The sequence below is a fragment of the Streptomyces sp. NPDC051662 genome (assembly GCF_040681655.1).
Lineage (GTDB): Bacteria > Actinomycetota > Actinomycetes > Streptomycetales > Streptomycetaceae > Streptomyces.
The window spans coordinates 80,236-102,213 of sequence record NZ_JBFAZD010000009.1; the positions used below are offsets into that span (position 1 = coordinate 80,236).

Sequence of the window (21,978 nt, forward strand, 5' to 3'; positions counted from 1 at the left end):
GGACCGGACGCGGGGCGAGGCGACGCCAGGCAACGCGACGCGACGTGAGGCGACGCGACGCGGACACGGAACCGCCCGGGGTGTCAGCACACCCCGGGCGGCCCGCCGATCGCGGGGTCCTACGGCTCAGCTCGTCGGGAAGGTGAGCTTGAAGCTGTTGATACGGCCCGTGTCCTGCGCCGCGACATCCTGGACCTTCAGCTGCCAGGTGCCGTTGGCCACCTCGGAGGAGGCGTTCACGGAGAAGGTCTCCACGACATTGTCCGCGGAGTCGCTGCCGCTGGAGTTCTTCAGCCGGTACGCGGTGCCGTCCGGCGCGACCAGGTCGATGACCAGGTCACCGCGCCAGGTGTGCGTGATGTCCACACCGACCAGGAGGTTGGTCGGGGCGTTGCCCGTGACCCCGGTGACGTTGACCGAGGAGGTCACCGCCGCGCCGTTGTCCGGGATGGCGACCGCGCCGTTGTTCTCGAAGACGGTGCCGCCCCCGCCGCCGCCACCGGGGCGGGTGCCGACCGAGATACCGGCCCAGGCGTTCGCGACGGCCGTGTACTCGGGGCTGGTGGTGCCGTACAGCTCACCGGCGACCGCGAGCGTGCCGGTGCGGGCCGCCGCGTAGTTGGTCGTGGAGGTGAACTTCGTGGTGAGCGCCTTGAACCAGATCTGCTCGGCCTTCGCCCGGCCGATGCCGGTCACCGGCAGACCGTCGGAGGTCGGGGAGTCGTACGAGACACCGTTGACGACCTTGGCGCCGCTGCCCTCGGAGAGCAGGTAGAACCAGTGGTTCGCCGGGCCCGAGGAGTAGTGGACATCGACGTTGCCGATGCCGGAGTACCAGTAGTCCTTGGACGCGCCGTCCTTGCTCGGCTTGTCCATGTAGCGCAGCGGGGTGCCGTTGCCGTTGATGTCGATCTTCTCGCCGACCAGGTAGTCACCCGGGTCCTGAGGGCTGTTGGCGTAGAACTCGACCGCCGCGGCGAAGATGTCCGAGGTGGCCTCGTTCAGACCGCCGGACTCGCCGCTGTAGACCAGACCGGCGGTGGCGGCGGTGACGCCGTGGGACATCTCGTGCGCGGCCACGTCGATGGAGGTCAGCGGCTTGGCGTTGCCCGATCCGTCGCCGTACGTCATGCAGAAGCAGCTGTCCTGCCAGAACGCGTTGACGTAGTTGTTGCCGTAGTGGACGCGGGAGTACGCGCCGACGCCGTCACCGCGGATGCCGGTGCGGCCGTGCACGTTCTTGAAGTAGTCCCAGGTCTCCCCGGCGCCGTAGGCGGCGTCGGCGCCCGCGGTCTCCAGGTTGGAGGCGGCGCCGTTGCCCCAGGTGTCGGTGGAGTTCGAGAAGAGCGTTCCGGTGCCCGACGAACCGCGGTTGAGGTTGTACGTCTTGTGGTTGCCCCGGCCGCCGTCGGTCAGGTTGTACGTCGAACCCGACTGGGTGGAGCCGAGGGTGACCTGACCGCTGTACTGGGTGTTGCCGACGCCGTTGTTGACGGCCTGCCACTCGAACAGCTTCTTGCCGGTGGCGGCGTCGGTGACGACATGCAGCTCGTTCGGGGTGCCGTCGTGCTGGAGTCCGCCGACGACGGTCTCGTAGGCGAGGGTCGGCGAACCCTGCGCCATCCAGACCACCTTGCGCGGCGCGCGCTCGGCCTCGGTCTTCTTCGAACCGTCCGCGGCGGCGGCGCCCAGCGCCTGCTTCTCGGCGACGGCCGGCGCGACGTCGGCCGTGGTGGCGACGTTCTTCAGCGCGGAGGCGGACGCCTTGCTGACGGACTGGGTCGTGCCCGCCTTCGTCGCCGCGACGACGAGGTCACCGCCGAGGACCGGAAGGCCCTCGTAGGTGCGCTCGTACCGGGTGTGCGTGGTGCCGTCGACGTCCTGGACGACATCGCGGACGACGAGCTTCTCCTTCGCCCCGAGGCCGAGTTCCTTGGCGGTGGCCGCCTTGGACGCGTCGGCCTCGCGTATCAGCGCGGTGCGCTGGGCGGGGGAGAGAGTGCGCGGCAGCGCTCCGGGGTCGGCCTTGCCGGCGACGGGCGCGGCGGGCGCGCCGTCCGGCTGGGCGGCGGCGGTGCCGGCCTGGACACCGACGGTGAGAAGAGCTGCTGCGGCGATCAGAGCACCGGTCGCGGTGGCGCGGCGGCTGAGCGTGGGTCTCACGCGAACTCCTTCTGCGAGGGGGGTACCGGGCAGCTCGGTGGGCCGTCCGGACAGTGCACGCGGAGCAAGGTGGTGCGGAGAACGGGGGAAGAGTGGCAGGCGTGACGGCTGGCTGTCAGGAGCGCGTCAACAAGTTGGCCGGAATTCGTCCGCTGCCCGAAAGGCCTTGTTCGTTAAGCGGACGTTTCGTCGATCATTGCGGCGGTGTTTCGCGGGGTTCGCGGTAGCTGGATCCGGACAGGGTGCGGAGTTCCGGCGGGCGGCTCGCGATGTTGTGGATTGTGAACGGGGTGTGGTGCGAGGGGCCGATGTGCCGTGACGTGATCACGACGGATTGTGGCTCGTTTCGTACCATCACCCGGCCCCCATCACCCGGCCCCCATCACCCGGCCCCCATCACCCGGCCCCCATCACCCGGCCCCCATCACCTGGCCCCCGTCACCCGGCCCCGGCCGCGGCCCCCGGCCCTCCGGACCTAGGCGGGTCGGTACGAGGTGATCAGCCGGGCGAGATGCGTCCCCGCCGTACGCAGTGGCTCGTCGCTCCGTGACACCTGAGCCGCGAACTCGGCGCCCTCCAGCGTGCTGATCACCGTATGGCCCAGGTCCCGGGCGTCCTCGTCGGGGATCCCGGCGCCGCGGAGCGCGTCGGTCACGAGCCCGCGCCAGTGCTCGAAGGCCAGGGCGGCGGCCCGCTGGATGTCGGGTGCGCGGCCGGCCGTCCCCAGGGCGGTGGCCGTGACCGGACAGCCGTCGATCCAGTCGGAGGCGCGCAGGCCCGTCGCGAGGCCCTCGGCGCAGGCCACGACCGCCCGGGCCGGGTCCGGCTCGCCGGCCAGCACCTCGCGCAGGATCGTGGCGAACTCCCGGTCGCCGTGCTCGATCGCGGCGACGGCCAACTCCTGCTTCCCGCCGGGGAAGAAGTGGTAGATGGAGCCCAGTGTGGCGTTGGCCTCCTGGGCGATCTGCTTGATCCCCGATCCGTCGTACCCCTGCCGCTGCATCAGCCGCGAGGCGGTCCTGACGACCCGTTCGCGGGTGCCGAGGGTGGCCCCCGGATCGCTGTCCGAGTGGTGCCGAGCGGTGGTCTTCATCAGGCCAGGCTATCGGTTGGAGCGTTCGTTCCAGTGCCCTGCGCCGGCCCTGGGAGCGGGTGCCCCACGGGTGGAGCGACCCTGAGTCCGGCGGACCCGGGGGTGGGGCGGGAGTCAGGGGCGGGTCGGCCCGTGGTCTGACGCGCCGGTCCGGCCGTTCACCTAGCGTCGTCGGCATGAAGCGACTTCACCGTACGGCGACCGCCGCGGCACTCGCGCTCCCGGTCGTCGCGGCAGGTACCGCCTCGGCGCTGCCGGCACCCGTACCCGTCACCGCGCCCGCCACGCCCGGTTCCGTGGCCAGGGCCGAGACGCCCCAACTGCCCCGGCCCACCGGTCCGTACGCGGTCGGCCGGCACTCGCTGCACCTCACGGACCATTCCCGCCCCGACCCGTGGGTACCGGAAGCGGGCGCGCGCGAACTGATGGTCACCCTGTACTACCCGGCCCGGGCCGGTACGGGAACGCCGGCCCGGTACGCCACCACCGAGGAGATCCGGCTGCTCCTTGAGTTCCAGAACCTGGACGGCGCCGTTCCGCCGGAGACACTGAGCGCGACCGGCGTACACAGCCGTGTCAACGCGCGCCCCTCAGGCGGCGGTTCACATCCCCTAGTGGTGCTCTCCCCGGGCTTCACCACCTCCCGCTACACCCTCACCGGCCTCGCGGAGGATCTGGCGAGCCGCGGATATGTGGTCGCCGCCCTGGACCACGCCTACGAGTCCGCGGGCGCGGCCTTCCCGGGCGGCCGGATGCTGACCTGTGTCGCCTGCGACAAGATCAAGGAGTCCGAGGACTACGGCGTCGCCACCACGGTCCGCGCCCAGGACGTGTCCTTCCTCCTGGACCGGCTGACCGGCCGTTCGCCGGCCTGGCGGTACGCCCACCTCATCGACAGGAAGCGGATCGGCATGGCCGGCCACTCGCTCGGGGGCGCGAGCGCGGCATCCACCATGGCGAGCGACAGCCGCGTCCGGGCGGGCGTCAACATGGACGGGTCCTTCCACGGTTCGGTACCCGTCGAAGGGCTCGACGGCCGCCCCTTCATGATGCTGGGCACCGAGGAACTGCATCACCCCGGCGGCGGGGACGAGAGCTGGGACACGGCCTGGGACCGCCTGGACGGCTGGAAGCGCTGGCTGACCGTCGCGGGCGCGGACCACTTCACCTTCACCGACGCCCCGTTGCTCGCCGAGGAGTTCGGACTGCCCGCGCCGGAGCTCTCCGCCGAGCGCTCGATCGACCTCACCCGCGCGTACACCAGTGCCTTCTTCGACCAGCATCTGCGGTCCATCCCCCGGTCCCTGCTGGACGGCCCGACGGCGGCCAACCCGGAGGTACGGTTCAACACCCCCTGACCGGCGGGTGCGGGAGAGCACGGGGCCGGGGCGCGCCTCAGCGGGGGGTGAGCACCATCCGGAAGCGGGCCGCGCCGGAGAGCATCCGCTCGTACGCCTCGGCCGTCCGGTCCAGCGGCATGACCTCGGTCATCGGGCGGATCCCGTGCAGGACACTGAACTCCATGGTGTCCTGCACGTCCTGAGCGGTGCCCGAGGGATGGCCGCGGATGATCCTGCCGCTCAGCAGGAGCTGGCCCGAGGTGATGCTCATCGGCTCGGGGGCCGCCCCGATGAGGACCAGCTCGCCCCGGTGGGACAGCCCGTCCACGGTCGCCGTGATGGCGTCGGCGTTGGCCGCGGTGGCCAGGACGACCTTGGCGCCGCCGAGTGACCGCAGCGCCTCCGCGACGGAGGTGTCCGCCGTACTGTCGATGTAGTGGTGCGCCCCGAGCTGTCCGGCGAGGTCCTCCTTGGCGGCCCCGCGGGCGATGGCCACGGTCTCGAAGCCCATCGCGACGGCGTACCGCACCCCCAGATGGCCAAGACCGCCGATGCCCAGGACGGCGACCAGGTCGCCCGGCCGCGCGGAGCTGCGCCGCAGCCCGTTGAACATGGTCACCCCCGCGCAGGCCATGGGACCCGCGTCCGTCGCCGCCAGCCCGTCGGGGATCCGGGCCAGGGCGTCGGCGGGCGCGATGACCGACTCGGCGAAACCGCCGTCGTACGCCCATCCGGGGACCTTCAGGTTCTCGCACACGATGAAGTCGCCCTGCCGGCACGGCACGCAGTGGTGGCAGCTGCCGCCGAACCACCCCACCGTCACTCGTTCCCCCACCTGCCATCCACTCCACGTCCCGTCGCCCAGCTCCTCGATCCGTCCGGCGATCTCATGCCCGGGGACCACCGGAAACCGCACGCCCGGCAGCATGGCGTTCACGAAGGCGCTGTCGCTGTGACAGATCCCGCAGGCGTCCACGGACACCCGCACCTGCCCGGCCCCCGGCCGCGGGACCTCACGCTCGACGATCTCGAACGGCCCGCCGGCGGTGGCGACCTGCGCGACTCGATAGGTGCTCATCTGGCTCTCTCCGGGGGTACGGAGGGGTACGGACACGACGCCCCCCGAACCAGCAGACCAGCTCGGCCCCGGTCACGCGCGCCGGGTGAAGCAGGCGTGTTCCCCCGTCTTCCCCCGTGTTCCCCCGTGTTCCCCCGTGGCGGGCCGGCGAGCGGGCCGCCACGGCCGCGGTTCCGGTCCAGGGCTCGTCAGGCCAGGCTGTCGCGCCAGGCACGGTGGAGGCCGGCGAAGCGGCCCGTGCCGGCGATCAGGTCCGCGGGGGCGCCGTCCTCGACGATGCGGCCGTGTTCCATCACCAGCACCCGGTCCGCGATCTCGACCGTCGACAGACGGTGCGCGATGACCACCGCCGTACGGCCGCGCAGGACTGTGTCCATCGCGCGCTGGACCGCGCGTTCGCCCGGGATGTCGAGGGAACTGGTCGCCTCGTCGAGGATCAGGACCGCCGGATTCGCCAGCAGCGCGCGGGCGAAGGCGACCAGTTGGCGCTGGCCCGCGGAGATCCGGCCACCGCGCTTGCGTACGTCCGTGTCGTAGCCGTCGGGCAGGCCGCTGATGAACTCATGGGCGCCGATGGCCTTCGCCGCGCGTTCGATGTCCTCGCGGGAGGCGTCCGGGCGGCCCAGGGCGATGTTCTCGGCGACCGTGCCGGAGAACAGGAACGCCTCCTGGGTCACCATCACCACCCCGCGCCGCAGCTCGGGGGTGTCCAGCTCCCGCAGATCGACGCCGTCAAGGAGGATCCGGCCCTCCGTCGGGTCGTAGAACCGCGCCAGCAGCTTCGCCAGCGTCGATTTGCCGGCGCCCGTCGAACCCACGACCGCGACCGTCTGGCCCGCCGGGATCGTCAGCCCGAAGCGGGGAAGGATCTCGCCGCCCGTGCGGTACGCGAAGCTCACCCCGTCGAAGACGGCCTCCCGGCCCGGGAACCCGCCGGTGAGCGCGGGCAGTGTCCGCGGGTCCTTCGCCTCGGGCACCGAGGGAGTCTGGGCCAGCAGCCCCGCGATCTTCTCCATCGAGGCCGCCGCCGACTGGTACGAGTTGAGGAACATCCCCAGCCGGTCGATCGGGTCGTACAGCCTGCGCAGATAGAGCACGGCCGCGGCCAGCACACCCAGCGCGAGCGTGCCGTCCGCCACCCGGTAGGCGGCCCACAGGACGATCGCGGCGACGGCGGTGTTGGCGACGAACCGGGAGCCGATCACATACCGGGCCATCTCCAGCAGCGCGTCGCCGTTGCTCCGTTCATGGCGGAGGTTGAGCGCGTGGAAGTCCGCGTCATTGGCGCGCTCGCGCCGGAACGCCTGCACCGGCCTGATGCCGTTCATCGTCTCCGCGAACTTCACGATCACGGCCGCGATCGCCGTGGAGCGCCGGCCGAAGACGATCCCCGCCCGTCGCTGATAGAGCCGTACCAGCAGATACAGCGGTACGAAGGAGAGCACGGCCAGCGACCCGATCCCCACGTCCAGATAGAGCAGCATCGCCGAGATGTACGCGAAGGCCAGCACCACCCCGATGAGTTCCTGGAGGCCCTCGCCGAGCAGTTCGCGCAGGGATTCCACATCGGTCGTCGACCGGGAGATCAGCCGGCCGGAGGTGTAGCGCTCGTGGAAGTCCAGGCTCAGCGCCTGGGCATGGCGGAAGATCCGGCCGCGCAGATCGAGCAGTACGTCCTGGTTGACCCGGGCGGAGACCCGGATGAAGGCGTACTGGAACGCGCCCGAGCCCACCGCGCAGATCAGATACCCCGCCCCGACGGCGTACAGCGGCCCGTGGTCGCCGTCGCGGAAGGCGGGCACACCGCGGTCGATGGCGTACGCGACGATCAGCGGGCCCGCCTGGGAGGCGGCCTGCTGGAGCAGCAGGAGCAGCGCGGCCAGCGCGACCCGCCCACGCCTGACCTTCAGCAGCGACCGCAGCAGGGCGCCGGTCGCGCCCGGTGGCGCGGGCAGGGCGTCCTGGCCGAACGGGTCATCGGCCTCGGCTGCGTGGGCCTCGACGGCGTCGGGCGCGGCTGCGTGGGCCTCGGCTGCGTCGGGCGCGGCCGGCGGCGCGGGGGAGTCCTTGCCGCCCGGCTCGATCGGACCGTTCGCGTCCGGGCCCGGTGCGCCCTGGCCCGTGGTGGTCGACGTCGTCATCGGATGCTCTCCTCAACAGGCCCGGAAGCGGCTCCCGAAGCGGCTTCGGTCCCGGAAGCGGCTCCGGCCCCGGGATCCCGCTCCGCCCCGGACATCAGCCACGCGTACTCCTCGCTGCTCCGCAGCAGCTCCTGATGGGTGCCGACGGCGGCGATCCGGCCCCCCGATATCAGCGCCACCCGGTCGGCGAGCAGCACCGTCGACGGCCGGTGCGCCACCACCAGCGCCGTGGTCTCCCGGAGCACCTGCCGCAGCGCGGCCTCCACCAGCGCTTCCGTATGGACGTCCAGCGCGGACAGTGGATCGTCGAGCACGAGGAAGCGTGGCCGGCCGACCACCGCCCGTGCCAGCGCCAGCCGTTGGCGCTGGCCGCCGGAGAGGCTGTGTCCCTGCTCGCCGACCTCCGTCCCCGTCCCCCGCGGCAGATCCTTGACGAACCCCGCCTGGGCCACGTCGAGCGCACGCCGCAGCGCGTCCTCGTCGGCGTTCTCCGCGCCCATCAGCACGTTCTCCCCGACGGTCGCGGAGAACAGCGTCGGCTCCTCGAACGCCACCGACACCAGCTCCCGCAGCCGCTCGCGCGGCATCAGCGCGATGTCCTCGCCGTCCAGCGTGATCCGCCCGGCGGTTATCTCGTGCAGCCGCGGTACGAGGGCGGTCAGCGTGGTCTTGCCGGAACCGGTGGCCCCGACGATGGCCATCGTCTCGCCGGGGCCGATGTGCAGATCGATACGGTCCAGGACGGGCGTGGAGCCCGCCTCGGCGTCCGGGTACCGGAACGAGACCCCCTCGAAGCGCAGCCCGCGCCCTGACTCTCGATCCGAGGTCTCTCCGGCCCCGGTGCCCGGCGCGATCTCATCCTCTTCTTCCTCCCGTACGTCCATCACCTCGAAGAACCGCTCGGTCGCCGTCGCGGACTCCTGGCTCATCGCGAGCAGGAAGCCGATCGACTCGACCGGCCACCGCAGCGCCAGCGCCGTCGACAGGAAGGCGACCAGCGTGCCCGTCGAGAGTCCGCCGTCCGCGACCTGGATCGTGCCCAGCACCAGCGCGGCGGCGACGGCCAGTTCGGGAATGGTCATGATCACGGCCCAGATGCCCGCCAGCAGCCGCGCCTTCTCCAGCTCTGTCGCGCGCAGCCGCTGGGTGAGCGCCCGGAACGCGAGGGACTGGCTGCGGTGGCGGCCGAACCCCTTGATGATCCGGATGCCGAGCACACCCTCCTCGACCACCGTCGTCAGATCGCCCACCTGGTCCTGCGCCCGGCGCGCGACCAGCGCGAACCGCGACTCGAAGAACGAGCAGACGATGACCAGCGGCACCACCGGGATCATCAGCACCAGCCCGAGCGACCAGTCCTGCATCAGCAGGATCAGAAAACCCACCAGGATCGTCGTCGCGTTGACCAGCAGAAACGTCAGCGGGAACGCCAGGAACATCCGCAGCAGCATCAGGTCCGTCGTACCGCGCGACAGCAGCTGACCCGAGGGCCAGCGGTCATGGAACGCCACCGGCAGCCGCTGCAGATGCCGGTAGAGATCCGCCCGCATGGCCGCCTCCACACCGGCCAGCGGTCGCGCCACCAGCCACCGGCGGAAACCGAACAGCACCGCCTCGACGATCCCCAGCACCAGCAGGAGCAGCGCCCCGAGCCAGATGCCCCCGGTGTCCCGGTCCGCGACAGGACCGTCCACCATCCACTTCAGTACGAGGGGGAACACCAGCCCGAGACAGGAAGCGACGATCGCGACGAACGCCGCGCTGAACAGGCGCGCGCGCACCGGCCGTACGTACGGCCACAGCCGCAGCAGAGAGCGAACGGAGGACCGGTTCTTGGTGGCTGCATGTGTTTCGGACATCAGGGGCGAGCCTACGGTTCACCACTGACATCGCTCATGTGGTTTTCCCCTCACCCCCGCACTCTGAGGAGCAGCACCGCCCGCGCCGGGACGGTGACCGTCGCTCCGCCCGCGTACACCGTGCCCGGCGCCTGCGACTGCTCCTCCCGGGTGGTGTCGACCACCAGTTCGTACGCCCGCGCCCAGGGCGCCCCGGGCAGCGTGAACGCCACCGGCCGGCCCGCCGCGTGCAGGATGGTCAGGAAGCTGTCGTCCGTGATCTTCTCGCCCCGCGCGTCCCGGCCGGGGATGTCCCGTCCGGACAGGAAGAGCCCGAGCGTCGAGGCGGGCGCGTACCAGTCCTCCTCCGTCATCTCCGAGCCCTGCGGGGTGAACCACGCCAGGTCACGCAGCCCGTCCGGGGCCTGCGGACGGCCGGAGAAGAACGCGCGGCGGCGCAGCACGGGATGAGCGTGGCGCAGGGCGAGCAGCCGGGCGGTCAGCGCGTGCAGTCCCTGCCCGCCGGGGCTCTCCAGCAGTGACCAGTCCAGCCAGCTGACCGCGCTGTCCTGGCAGTACGCGTTGTTGTTGCCGCGCTGTGTACGGCCCATCTCGTCGCCCGCGACCAGCATCGGCACGCCCGTCGAGACCAGCAGCGTGGTGAGCAGATTGCGCGACTGCCGTCGGCGCAGGGCGTTGACGGCCGGATCGTCCGTCTCGCCCTCCACACCGCAGTTCCAGGCGCGGTTGCCGTTCGTCCCGTCCCTGTTGCCCTCGCCGTTGGCCTCGTTGTGCTTGCGCTCGTACGACACCAGATCGCGCAGCGTGAAGCCGTCGTGCGCGGTGACGAAGTTGATCGAGGCGTACGGCCGCCGGCCGCCCCACGCGTACAGATCGCTGGACCCGGACAGCCGGTAGCCGAGATCCCGTACGTCGGGCAGGGCGCCGCGCCAGAAGTCCCGGACAGCGTCGCGGTAGCGGTCGTTCCACTCCGTCCACAGCGGCGGGAACGACCCGACCTGATAGCCGCCGTTGCCCACGTCCCACGGCTCGGCGATCAGCTTCACCCGGCGCAGCACCGGGTCCTGGGCGATCACCGCGAGGAACGGCGAGAGCATGTCGACGTCGTGCATGGAGCGCGCCAGGGCCGCCGCCAGATCGAAGCGGAAGCCGTCGACGCCCATCTCCGTCACCCAGTAGCGCAGCGAGTCGGTGATCAGCCGCAGCACCTGGGGCTGGACCACATGGAGGGTGTTGCCGCAGCCGGTGTAGTCCGTGTATCTGCGCGCGTCCGACGGCAGCCGGTAGTAGCCGCGGTTGTCGATACCGCGCAGGGACAGCGTCGGCCCCTGCTCCCCGCCCTCCGCGGTGTGGTTGTAGACCACGTCGAGGATGACCTCTATCCCCGCGGCGTGCAGCGCCCGCACCATCTCCTTGAACTCCGCGACCTGCTGTCCCCGCGTGCCGCTCGCCGCGTAGCCGGCGTGCGGCGCGAAGTAGCCGATGGAGTTGTAGCCCCAGTAGTTGCGCAGCCCGCGCCGCAGCAGATGGTCCTCGTGCGCGAACTGGTGTACGGGCAGCAGCTCCACCGCCGTCACCCCGAGCCGCCGCAGATGGCCGATGGCCGCCGGATGCGCGAGACCCGCGTATGTACCGCGCAGCTCCTCGGGGATCCCCGGGTGGAGTTTGGTGAAGCCCCGCACATGCAGCTCGTAGATGACCGAATCGGCCCAGGGCGTCTTGGGCCGGCGGTCGTCGGCCCACTCGTCGTCGGGCGCGCCGTCATGGACGACGACGCCCTTGGGGACGTACGGGGCGGAGTCGCGGCCGTCCCGTACGGTGTCGGCCACCTCCCGCTGCGGCCAGTCCCGTACATGCCCGTAGACCTCCGGCGGCAGCGCGAAGTCTCCGTCCACCGCACGGGCGTACGGATCGAGCAGCAGCTTCGCCGGATTCCAGCGGGCACCCGTCCAGGGGTCCCAGCGGCCGTGGACCCGGAATCCGTACCGCTGTCCTGGCCGGATGTCGGGCACGAAGCCGTGCCAGATCTCATGGGTCAGCTCGGTCAGCGACAGCCGGGTCTCGGCGCCGCTGTCGTCGAACAGACAGACCTCGACCGCCTCGGCGCCGCCCGCCCAGAGCGCGAAGTTGGTGCCCGCCACGCCGTCGGGGCCCACTCGGTAGCGCGCTCCCAGTGGCGTCGGCGCGCCCGGCCAGACCACGGGCCTCGGGGCGTCGGGCTCGCGGCGGTGGCCCTTGCCCTCGATGCCGGGTCCGATGCCCGTTCCGACGCCGGCTCCGGCGCCGACTCCCGCGCCGGTTCCGACGCCCTGTGCCCTGCCCTCCTCCTTCCGCCTCTCCTGCACTGCCTTCTGCTCGGCTGCGCTCGCCACTGACCGGCCTCCCGCGGCTCGTCGGCCTCGCGGATCGGGCGCACGACGTCCCGGCCGTGGCTCCCCTCGCGTGGTCCTCCCCCCTGTTCTGCCCGCAAGAGGGCCCGCCCTCACGTTTCCACCGGAGGGGCGTGGTCGTTGGGCGGGACGTGAGACACGTACTGAAGCGGACAGAGCCCAAGCGGGCAGGGACCGGCGTGGCCGCCGTTCTGACATGGGCAGGACTGATGACCGGGCTGCTGGCCGGCCTGGCGGGATGCACAGGCACCGAATCGTTCACGGAGGGCAAGTCGCGCGCTCCCGGTGACACGATCCGGATCACCCCCGAGGACGGAGCGAAGGGCATCGGCCGGTCCGACCCGATCGCGGTGCGGGTACCGGACGGCCGGCTGGAGCGCGTCAAGGTCGTACAGGTGGAGGACGCGCAACCCACCGAGCTGCGCGGACGGATCTCCGCGGACGGCCGGTCCTGGACGCCGGAGAGCGGTGCGCGGATCGCGCTCGCCGCCAAGTACAGCGTCGACGCGGTGGCCGTGGACGGCGCGGGCCGCCGCTCGGCGCGTCACTCCACCTTCACGACGGCGGTCCCCACCGACCGGTTCATCGGCTACTTCTCCCCGGAGAACCGCGCCACCGTCGGCACCGGCATGATCATCTCCTTCGACTTCAACCGGAGGATCCAGGACCGCGAGGCCGTCGAGCGCGCCATCACCGTGACGGCGGACCCGCCGGTCGACATCGCCGGGCACTGGTTCGGCCATGACCGTCTCGACTTCCGGCCGAGCGAGTACTGGGAACCGGGCACGGAGGTCACGATCGAGCTGGCCCTGCGGGACGTCCAGGCGGCGCCAGGGGTGTTCGGCATCCAGGAGAAGACCGTCGGCTTCACCATCGGCCGCTCCCAGGTGTCGGTGGTCGACGCCGAGGAGCACAGCATGGAGGTACGGCGCGACGGCGAGCTGGTCTCGACCGTGCCGATCACCGCGGGCGCTGCCAAGACCACCACCTACAACGGGAAGATGGTGGTCACCGAGTTGTACGACGTCACCCGCATGAACGGCAGGACGGTCGGCTTCGGCGGTGAGTACGACATCAAGGACGTGCCGCACGCGGTACGGCTCACCACGTCCGGGACGTTTCTGCACGGCAACTACTGGGCGCCCGCCGACACATTCGGCTCCCAGAACGTCAGCCACGGCTGTGTCGGGCTGCGGGACGTGAAGGGCGGCGGCCCCGACACCCCGGCCGGCTGGTTCTTCGACCGGACCCTGATCGGCGATGTCGTGGAGGTGGTCAACTCCCATGACCGTACGGTCGCGCCCGACAACGGTCTGGGTGGCTGGAACCTCGACTGGAAGCGCTGGAAGGCGGGTTCGGCCCTCGCCGAGGTGTCGGGCTCCGCCGCCGACTGAAGCCGCCGAGCCGCGACCGTCGTTGGCCGACGCTTCGGCGCAGCCCCCGGCACGGGACCGGCCGGCCCCTCGTACGGCCCGTATGACCTGCACCGTCCCGGCCTGTTGGGACGGAATGGTGACAGACGCGAGAGCATCGCAAGGCTCGCGGTGTGATTATCTGTCGCGAGCGCGTGCACTCGACGCGCGGGAGTGCGGGCCGTGGCGGGGCCAGGCCGTGCGAGGGGAGACGACCGAAGTGAATGGGCTGCCGATATCGGGGACATCGGCCGGGCCGGGCCGGACGCCGCGGGGCGAGAGTCCGGAGCGGCGAACGGAACGGCGGACGGGACGAAGGGGAAACGGCGGCACGGGGCTGCTGGCACTGATGCTCGGTGCGCTGCTCCTGGTCGTCACGGCGTGCGGTGGGGGCGGGGGTTCCGGCACGGGCGACGGTGACAAGAACGGCGAGGGCGCGGGGAAGGTCGAGAACGCGGCGTCGGTGGCCGTCGTGACGATCGCCCCGAAGGACGAGGCGAAGGCCGTCGCGACCACGGGAGCCCTCAAGGTCTCGGCCGACAAGGGCAAGCTGACCACGGTCACCGTCCAGGACGACAAGGGCAACCCGGTCGAGGGCAAGCTCGCCGCCGACGGCACGAGCTGGGAGCCGCTCCAGCATCTGGCCGGCGCCACCAAGTACAAGGTGCACGCGATCGCCAAGGACGCCGAGGGCCGGGAGTCCGCGAAGGACACCACCTTCACCACGCTCGTACCGAAGAACACCTTCATCGGCCACTACACGCCCGAGGACGGTTCCACGGTCGGGGTCGGAATGCCGGTCTCGATCAACTTCACCCGGGGCATCACCGAGCCCGAGGCGGTGGAGAAGGCCATCACGGTGACGGCGGAGCCGTCCGTACCGATCGAGGGCCACTGGTTCGGCAACGACCGCCTCGACTTCCGCCCCGAGAAGTACTGGGCGGCCGGTACGAAGGTGACCGTGAAGCTCAACCTGGACGGGGTCGAGGGCCGCCCCGGGGTGTACGGCGAGCAGGCGAAGTCCGTGCGGTTCACGGTCGGCCGCAGCCAGGTCTCCACCGTCGACGCGAGCGCCAAGACGATGAAGGTCGTACGGGACGGCAAGCAGATCAAGAACATCCCGATCACCGCGGGCGCCCCGTCGACCACCACGTACAACGGTCAGATGGTCATCAGCGAGAAGTACGAGGTGACCAGGATGAACGGCGCGACGGTGGGCTTCGGCGGTGAGTACGACATCAAGGACGTGCCGCACGCGATGCGGCTGTCCACGTCGGGCACCTTCGTCCACGGCAACTACTGGGCCTCGCCCGGCACGTTCGGCTCGGCGAATGTCAGCCATGGCTGTGTGGGGCTGCGGGACGTCCGCGGCGGCGGGAACAACGGCACGCCCTCGGCGCGGTTCTACAACTCCTCGCTCATCGGTGACGTCGTGATCGTGAAGAACTCGAAGGACAAGCAGATCGCCCCGGACAACGGCCTGAACGGCTGGAACATGTCCTGGTCGGAGTGGATCAAGTAGGACGTTCGTCGATTTCCACCGCTTTCTCCGAGGAGATACGGGCCCGGTGCGCCGCAACCCCGCGCACCGGGCCCGTCCGCGTATCGGCGCCGGTTAGTGCCGGTTAACCTGCCCGTATGGCATTCGTGAATCTTGAGGTCTCCGGCGGCGTCGGTACGATCCGGCTCGACCGCCCTCCGATGAACGCACTCGACTCCTCCATCCAGGACCGGCTGCGCGAGCTGGCCGAGGAGGCGGGCCGGCGCGACGACGTACGGTCCGTGATCCTGTACGGCGGCGAGAAGGTCTTCGCGGCGGGCGCCGACATCAAGGAGATGCGGGGGTGGGACCACGCGGCGATGGTCGTGCGCTCCCGGGCGCTCCAGGAGTCGTTCACCGCCGTCGCCCGTATCCCCAAGCCCGTCGTCGCGGCGGTCACCGGCTACGCGCTGGGCGGCGGCTGCGAGCTGGCCCTGTGCGCGGACTTCCGGATCGCCGGGGCCAACGCGAAGCTCGGTCAGCCCGAGATCCTGCTCGGTCTGATCCCGGGCGCCGGCGGTACGCAGCGGCTCGCGCGGCTGGTCGGCCCTTCCCGGGCCAAGGACCTCATCTTCACGGGTCGTCAGGTGAAGGCCGACGAGGCGCTGGCGATCGGCCTGGTCGACCGGGTGGTCCCGCCGGAGGAGGTGTACGAGCAGGCGCACGCCTGGGCCGCGAAGCTCGCCCAGGGGCCCGCGCTCGCGCTGCGGGCCGCCAAGGAGTCGGTCGACGCGGGTCTGGAGACGGATCTGGAGACCGGTCTCACGATCGAACGCAATTGGTTCGCGGGGCTGTTCGCCACGGAGGACCGCGAGCGTGGCATGCGATCGTTCGTGGAGGACGGCCCCGGGAAGGCCAAGTTCCTCTGAAAGCAGCCCTGTTGGCCGGAGGGCGCAACGCGGCGTCAACCCGGCGCCCGGGTTAGCGCAACCTTAAGAGAGCCTTAAGGTATTTACCGTGATCGCTCTTGGTGATCACTCCATTGCGAGTCGTTATCGCAGGTCAGTGAGTTGTGCAAGGCAGAGTTCTGCCCTTGGCATATGCCATTCGCGCCCCCTGGAATGACTCATTCCGGGGGGTCGATTCACCCGGAACGGCCCCCGGGAGGGTTCCGGGCGGCCATGATGGGGGGCATGGCGGGCCTGGAGGGTGTGGAGCAACCGCGGCAGCGCGGCGACGCTGCCGCCACGCGGTGGATACCGTCCGCCGATGACGAACAGGCGCTCAAGGCGCTGGAATTGTTCGGTAATCCGACGGAGGCGGAAGTCCGTCTGGCCTCCCGCCCGGAGTCCGCCCTCGCCGCCCGCCGGATCACCCACTGCGTGGTGCTGAGGCAGTGGGCGCTCTCGCCGCAGACCGCCGAGTACGCCGTACTGCTCGTCTCGGAACTCGTCGGCAACGCCGTACGGCACACCGGCGCCCGGGTCTTCGGGTTACGGATGCTGCGCCGCCGCGGCTGGATCAGGATCGAGGTACGGGACCCCTCGCGCGGACTGCCCTGTCTGATGCCGGTGCACGAGATGGACACCAGCGGGCGTGGCCTCTTCCTGGTGGACCGGCTCTCCGACCGATGGGGGGTGGATCTGCTGCCGCGCGGCAAGACCACCTGGTTCGAGATGCGGGTCTCCGACCGTCAGGTGCCCTGAAGATGACGACCCGTACGTCCCGTTAAACGGGTCAATCGTCACCTTTCGCCCTCCTTCCCCCTTAAATGGGGGCGTGATCCCGATCGACCGTCGCAGTGCGCTGCGCGCCGGAGCCGGCGCGGCCGTGGCGGGCGCCCTCGCCACCGGCTGTACGGACAGCGCCCCCGCCATGCCCACCGGTTCCGCGTCCGGTCCGCCGCGCGGATCGGCCCCCGGGTCGCCGCCCGGGTCGCCGCCAGGACCGTCCGCCGGATCCAGCACCGGGAGCGGGCGGCCCGCCGCCCGTACCGCGCCCGCGCCACGCCGGTTCCCCGGGCAGAGCGCCGAGATCACGCACGGCCCCCGCGACCGCGCGCGGGTCGCCCTCACCTTCCACGGCCAGGGCGACCCCGCCACCGCCACGGCCGTGCTGGCCGAGGCGGAACGCGCCGGGGCCCGGATCACCGTTCTCGCCGTGGGCGGCTGGCTCGACGAGAACCCCGCACTCGCCCGCCGGATCCTGGACGGCGGCCACGATCTCGGCAATCACACGCTGCACCACATCGACATCTCCGAACTGGACGAGGCCGCGGCGTACGCGGAGATCACCGGCTGCGCCCAGCGGCTGCGCAGGCTCACCGGCTCCATCGGCAGCTGGTTCCGCCCCTCCCGCACCCAGCACGCCGGCCCGCTCATCCTGCGGCTGGCGCGGAAGGCGGGCTACCCGCACGTCCTGTCGTACGACGTCGACTCCCTCGACTTCACCTCGCCCGGCGCCGCGGCCGTCACCCGCACCGTCACCGGACAGATCCGCAACGGCTCCGTGGTGAGCCTGCACTTCGGCTACGCGGACACGGTCGCCGCGCTGCCCGCCCTCCTTGACGCACTGGAACGCCGCGGCCTGCGCGCGGTGACGACCACGGAGTTGCTGACCTGATGCTTCCCCCCACTCCACGGACCACCGGGCGGCCCGCCCCGATTCCCCCGCGGGCCGCCGAGCGGATCACCGGACGGGCCACCGCCCTGCTGGGGGCCGCCGCCCTCGCCCTGCTCGCGAGCTGTGCGAGCCCGGACGCCGAGCGGGTCGAGCGGAAGGAGACCAAGGCCGCCGCCCGGCCCGTCGTGCCGGAACGCAGCGTGCCCGCCGGACTGCCGGGCATGCCACCCGTACTGGACCCCAAGGACATCTACGCCGCCGACCGGCCCGGCATGTTCTCGCCCATCGTCAAGGGCTTCCCGTCCCGGGTGTACGTGCCCAACACCCACTCCGACACGGTCTCGGTGATCGACCCCGCGACCTACAAGGTCATCGAGACCATCGACGTCGGCAGACAGCCGCAGCATGTCGTGCCCTCCTGGGATCTGAAGACCCTCTGGGTCAACAACAACCGCGGCCATACGCTCACCCCGATCGACCCCGCCACCGGAAAGGCGGGCGAGCCGGTCGACGTACACGATCCGTACAACCTCTACTTCACGCCCAACGGCAGATACGCGATCGTCATGGCCTCGCTCGACCGTCAGCTGGTCTTCCGCGATCCGCACACCATGAAGGTGAAGAAGACCGAGCCGGTCACCTGCGCGGGCGTCAACCACGCGGACTTCTCGGCGGACGGCCGGTACTTCATCGTGTCGTGCGAGTTCTCCGGTGAACTCCTCAAGGTCGACACGGAGCATATGAAGGTCATCTCCCAGCAGAAGCTGCCCTTCCAGGGAGCGATGCCGCAGGACGTGAAGATCTCGCCGGACGGCAAGACGTTCTACATCGCCGACATGATGGCGCACGGCGTGTGGGTGCTGAACGGGGAGAAGTTCACCACCCCGAAGCTGCTGCCGACGGGCGAGGGCTGCCACGGCCTGTATGTCAGCCGGGATTCCAAGGAGATGTACATCTCCAACCGCGGCGAGGGCACCATCTCCGTCTTCGACTTCGCGAAGAACAAGCTGGCGAAGAAGTGGCATCTGCCGGACGGCGGCAGCCCCGACATGGGCGGTGTCTCGGCGGACGGCAAGGTGCTGTGGCTGGCGGGGCGTTACGACTCCGAGGTGTACGCGATCGACACGCGCAGCGGCAAGCAGCTCGCCCGGATCCCGGTCGGCGGCGGCCCGCACGGACTCGCGGTCTACCCGCAGCCGGGCCGTTACTCGCTGGGGCACACGGGAGTCTTCCGCTGACGCGGAGTTGCCGCCGGACTGACGGCGAGGGAGACAGCGAGGGGACGTCGAGGGGGTGTCGAGGGGGCGTCAACTCGTGCTGACGCAGGCAAGGTTGTGGACCGACACGCCCCTGAACGGGTGACGGTCCACAACCCGCCGCCGTACAGCGTGGAGGGTGCACCCCATGATCACTTCTCGCTCACGGCGGCGTGCCGCCGCCGTCGCCCTGTCCGTCACCGCCGTTCTGATCCCGGCCTCCGCCACCGAGGCCGCGTCCACGGCGACCCAGACCTCCGCCGGGTCCGCCGCCGTCACTCCGGCCCCCGCGCGCGCCGCTTCCTTCAAGGCCGCGGAGAGCTGTCCCCGCGTCCTCGACCCGATGTTCGCCGCGGCGGACCATACGGTCGAGAGGGAGCGCATCACCCCGAAGCCCACCTGGCGCACCGACTGCCGGCAGCTCTACCGCGCCGACAACCGGAAGCCCGAGGTGATCTTCGAGCAGGGCTTCCACCCGAAGGCGCCGCTGGACGGGCAGTACGACGTGGAGAAGTACGTCCTGGTCAACCAGCCCTCGCCGTATGTCTCCACCAGCTATGACCACGACCTGTACAAGCAGTGGTACAAGAGCGGCTTCAACTACTACATCGACGCCCCCGGCGGTATCGACGTCAACAAGACGATCGGTGACACCCACAAGTGGGCCGACCAGGTGGAGGTCGCCTTCCCCGGCGGGATCTCCCGGGAGCGGATCGTCGGTGTCTGCCCGGTCGACAAGGTGAAGAAGACCGAGATCATGTCGGAGTGCCTGGACAATCCGCACTACCAGCCGTGGCGCGGCTGACCGTCGTCCGAGGTCCGCTCGGAGTGTGACGCGGTCCCGCCCCGGGCTGCCGCCGTTCGGGTGAAGGTGTACGGATAATCTGACCCCGTTAGTACGGCATCACGAAGGGGCGGAACAGTGGCGGACATTGACGAGGCGCGCAAGGCGTTCGAGCGGTTCGACGCGAACGGCGACGGGCTCATCACGGCGGCCGAGTACAAGAGCGTGATGGCGCAGCTCGGCGACTTCCATGTGACCGAGACCGTGGCGCAGGCCGTGATCAACGCGCATGACGGGAACGGCGACGGGCTGCTGACGTTCGACGAGTTCCTGGCCTCGCGCGCGAGCTGATCCGGGAACGCGGTGATGCGGGGCGGTGGCAGCCGGGACGGCCCGGACCATCAGCCGCACGCCCCGCTCGCGTTGCCGGGGGACGCGCCGGGCGGGGATGATCAAGCGGTGATATATCCGGGTCCGTCCATCGACGAAGCCACCGGCTCGGCCGGCCGCAGGGCCGCACTGATAGCCGGCGGCGTCCTGTTCGCCGCGCTGGTCGTCCTGCTCGGCGCGGGCATAGCCTCGCGCGGGACCGGCGAGCTGCGCATACCCGGCGCGGGCGGTACCACCGCGCTGCGGGTCGCCGTCTTCGCCGGGCTCGCGCTCCACCTCGGCGAGCTGGTCGGCACCCGGCTCGCCGGTACCGGCCCCGTGCCACGCGGCTGGGCCCTCGCCGCCGCGCTGACCGGGGCAGCCGCCTCGGCGGGACAGATCATCCTGCTCGCGTCCGTGAGCGGCCTCGACATCACCGCGGTGTACGGCACCGTCGAGGGCCGTCTGCTGCTCTTCATGGCCAACGGCTTTCTGCTGGCGGCCGGCTGTGTCGCCCTGAACCGCCCCCTGGCGGCCCTCGCGCCCCTGGCCGTGGTCGTCGGCGCGGAGGCCCTGCGGGCGCACCCGGAGCCGTACACCCCGATGCTGGGCACCGCCCTCACCGTCGTCCATCTGACCGCGGCCTCGCTGTGGACCGGCGGGCTGCTGTACGTCCTGCGCACGATGTGGCTGCGCCGGGACGACTCGGCCGGGGCCCGCCAGGTGCTCGCCCGCTACGCCCGGCTCGCCGGCTGGCTGTTCGCCGCGCTCGCCGCCACCGGAACGCTCTCCACTCTCCGCAGGCTCCCGGTCGACGTCGTGATCAGCACGGCGTACGGCCGGGTGCTCATCGCCAAACTGCTGCTGGTCGCGGTCGTGAGCGGCCTCGCCCTGACCGCCAGACGCCGGCTGCGCCGCGGCGCGGACGCGGGACCTCCCGCCCGTGCCGAGCTGGCCGTACTGGCGGTGATCGTCCTGCTGTCGGCGATCCTGACGGTGGTCCCCGACCCGCACTGGCTCAGCACCCGCTGACGGGGGCCTCCCGATCGCCCCCATCGCCCCCGCCGTCAGACGTCGAAGCGGTGCCGGGAGGTCTCGATATGGCCGAGGTACCGATGGGTCCAGGCGCACATTCCGTCGACCGTCTCCCGCAGTCCCCGGCCCGGCTCGGTCAGGGTGTACTCGACGCGCGGTGGCACGGTGGGATACACGGTCCGCTCGACCAGCCCGTTGCGCTCCAGCATGCGCAGGTTCTGGGTGAGCATCTTGTGGCTGATGCCCTCGATCTCCTGGCACAACTCGCTGAAGCGCAGGGTGTGGTCACCGAGGGACTCGATGATCAACAACGCCCACTTGTTGGCGACGTCCGAGAAGATCTCCCGCGCCAGGGAGTCCGCGCGCCTCAGGTCGGCTTCGTCGGGCGAGCCCGTGTACTGCTTGGTCACCATCAGGTTCCCCAGTCACTGAAAAGTGCGTTCTTCCATGTCAGCGCTCACTCTCCTACGGTTCTTGAGTAACCACAAGAGACCACGGGCCACCGGGTTCGTGACAAGGAGGCGGGCAGCATGGCCATCACCCTGGTAGATCCCAGCGGGTTGCCGAAGATCGATGTCTACCGGCAGGTGTCGATCGCGACAGGATCGAAGCTGGTCTTCATCGCCGGGCAGGTCGCCTGGGACGCCGAGGGGGCCACGGTCGGCGAAGGTGACCTCGCCGCCCAGGTCGAGCGGTGCTACCTCAATGTCGGCACGGCCCTTGCCGAGGTCGGGGGCTCCTTCGACGACGTGGCGAAACTGACCGCCTATGTCGTCGACTGGACCCCCGACAAGATGCCCCTGTTCCTGGAGGGGGTCGCTCGGGCAGCCGCGAAGCTGGGCACCACCCCGGTACCGCCGGCCACACTGCTGGGTGTCGCGGCACTGGACGTGCCCGCCCATCTGGTCGAGATCGAGGCCACCGCGGTCCTCGACTGAACATCCGCCCAGCGGGAC

General features: G+C 70.8%; 18 protein-coding genes. 11 read left to right on the forward strand and 7 right to left on the reverse strand.

The window, feature by feature from the left end:
* Positions 1-126: 126 nt before the first annotated feature.
* Together AB0M67_RS16970 and AB0M67_RS16975 are read right to left on the reverse strand one after the other, a co-directional pair.
* A complete protein-coding gene (locus tag AB0M67_RS16970) occupies positions 127-2,163 on the reverse strand; it encodes a M4 family metallopeptidase (RefSeq protein WP_365746162.1) in 2,037 nt (678 codons plus the stop codon).
* Positions 2,164-2,638: 475 nt separating this feature from the next.
* Positions 2,639-3,256, reverse strand: coding sequence for a TetR/AcrR family transcriptional regulator (locus AB0M67_RS16975; RefSeq protein ID WP_365746163.1), 618 nt, complete (start codon positions 3,254-3,256; stop codon positions 2,639-2,641).
* Between the two features lie 176 nt (positions 3,257-3,432).
* Between AB0M67_RS16975 and AB0M67_RS16980 the strand changes: the two genes are divergently transcribed.
* Positions 3,433-4,614 (forward strand): alpha/beta hydrolase, encoded by a 1,182-nt coding sequence (locus AB0M67_RS16980; RefSeq protein WP_365746164.1) that lies wholly within the window; start codon positions 3,433-3,435, stop codon positions 4,612-4,614.
* A 37-nt stretch (positions 4,615-4,651) separates the two neighbouring features.
* Here the strand turns inward: AB0M67_RS16980 and AB0M67_RS16985 are convergent, their stop codons facing one another.
* The 4 genes from AB0M67_RS16985 to glgX all read right to left on the reverse strand — a co-directional run bounded on the left by AB0M67_RS16985 (position 4,652) and on the right by glgX (position 12,046).
* A complete protein-coding gene (locus AB0M67_RS16985; protein WP_365746165.1) occupies positions 4,652-5,674 on the reverse strand; it encodes an alcohol dehydrogenase in 1,023 nt (340 codons plus the stop codon).
* 188 nt (positions 5,675-5,862) lie between these two features.
* Complete coding sequence (locus AB0M67_RS16990; protein WP_365746166.1) at positions 5,863-7,815, reverse strand: ABC transporter ATP-binding protein; 1,953 nt, start codon at positions 7,813-7,815, stop codon at positions 5,863-5,865.
* Positions 7,812-9,674, reverse strand: coding sequence for an ABC transporter ATP-binding protein (locus AB0M67_RS16995; protein ID WP_365746167.1), 1,863 nt, complete (start codon positions 9,672-9,674; stop codon positions 7,812-7,814). The genes AB0M67_RS16990 and AB0M67_RS16995 overlap by 4 nt, the downstream gene beginning before the upstream one ends.
* A gap of 50 nt (positions 9,675-9,724) precedes the next feature.
* Entirely contained in the window at positions 9,725-12,046 is a 2,322-nt protein-coding gene (glgX, locus tag AB0M67_RS17000; protein WP_365746168.1) for a glycogen debranching protein GlgX, read from the reverse strand.
* Positions 12,047-12,273: 227 nt separating this feature from the next.
* On the opposite strand from glgX, the gene AB0M67_RS17005 reads away from it, so the two are divergent.
* The 9 genes from AB0M67_RS17005 to AB0M67_RS17045 all read left to right on the forward strand — a co-directional run bounded on the left by AB0M67_RS17005 (position 12,274) and on the right by AB0M67_RS17045 (position 21,019).
* A complete protein-coding gene (locus AB0M67_RS17005; RefSeq protein WP_365746390.1) occupies positions 12,274-13,458 on the forward strand; it encodes an Ig-like domain-containing protein in 1,185 nt (394 codons plus the stop codon).
* 367 nt (positions 13,459-13,825) lie between these two features.
* On the forward strand, positions 13,826-14,998 hold the full coding sequence (locus AB0M67_RS17010) for an Ig-like domain-containing protein (RefSeq protein WP_365746169.1): 1,173 nt from the start codon (positions 13,826-13,828) through the stop codon (positions 14,996-14,998).
* Between the two features lie 116 nt (positions 14,999-15,114).
* Positions 15,115-15,885 carry an enoyl-CoA hydratase-related protein gene (locus tag AB0M67_RS17015; RefSeq protein ID WP_326810599.1) on the forward strand — a complete coding sequence of 257 codons (771 nt, stop codon included), beginning with the start codon at positions 15,115-15,117 and terminating at the stop codon, positions 15,883-15,885.
* Positions 15,886-16,137: 252 nt separating this feature from the next.
* On the forward strand, positions 16,138-16,662 hold the full coding sequence (locus AB0M67_RS17020; protein ID WP_365746170.1) for an ATP-binding protein: 525 nt from the start codon (positions 16,138-16,140) through the stop codon (positions 16,660-16,662).
* Between the two features lie 73 nt (positions 16,663-16,735).
* Positions 16,736-17,578, forward strand: a complete 843-nt coding sequence (locus AB0M67_RS17025) for a polysaccharide deacetylase family protein (protein WP_365746171.1) — start codon at positions 16,736-16,738, stop codon at positions 17,576-17,578.
* Positions 17,578-18,816, forward strand: a complete 1,239-nt coding sequence (locus tag AB0M67_RS17030; protein ID WP_365746172.1) for a YncE family protein — start codon at positions 17,578-17,580, stop codon at positions 18,814-18,816. The genes AB0M67_RS17025 and AB0M67_RS17030 overlap by 1 nt, the downstream gene beginning before the upstream one ends.
* Before the next feature lie 166 nt (positions 18,817-18,982).
* Positions 18,983-19,639 carry an ADP-ribosyltransferase gene (locus AB0M67_RS17035; protein ID WP_365746173.1) on the forward strand — a complete coding sequence of 219 codons (657 nt, stop codon included), beginning with the start codon at positions 18,983-18,985 and terminating at the stop codon, positions 19,637-19,639.
* A 117-nt stretch (positions 19,640-19,756) separates the two neighbouring features.
* Positions 19,757-19,969 carry an EF-hand domain-containing protein gene (locus AB0M67_RS17040; protein WP_365746174.1) on the forward strand — a complete coding sequence of 71 codons (213 nt, stop codon included), beginning with the start codon at positions 19,757-19,759 and terminating at the stop codon, positions 19,967-19,969.
* 129 nt (positions 19,970-20,098) lie between these two features.
* The gene (locus tag AB0M67_RS17045) at positions 20,099-21,019 is read left to right on the forward strand and encodes a CopD family protein (RefSeq protein ID WP_365746392.1); all 921 of its coding nucleotides are present in this window, start codon (positions 20,099-20,101) and stop codon (positions 21,017-21,019) included.
* A 35-nt stretch (positions 21,020-21,054) separates the two neighbouring features.
* On the opposite strand, the gene AB0M67_RS17050 is transcribed toward AB0M67_RS17045, so the two are convergent.
* Complete coding sequence (locus tag AB0M67_RS17050; protein WP_365746175.1) at positions 21,055-21,435, reverse strand: helix-turn-helix domain-containing protein; 381 nt, start codon at positions 21,433-21,435, stop codon at positions 21,055-21,057.
* A gap of 117 nt (positions 21,436-21,552) precedes the next feature.
* On the opposite strand from AB0M67_RS17050, the gene AB0M67_RS17055 reads away from it, so the two are divergent.
* Entirely contained in the window at positions 21,553-21,960 is a 408-nt protein-coding gene (locus tag AB0M67_RS17055) for a RidA family protein (RefSeq protein ID WP_365746176.1), read from the forward strand.
* The last annotated feature ends 18 nt before the right edge of the window (positions 21,961-21,978 follow it).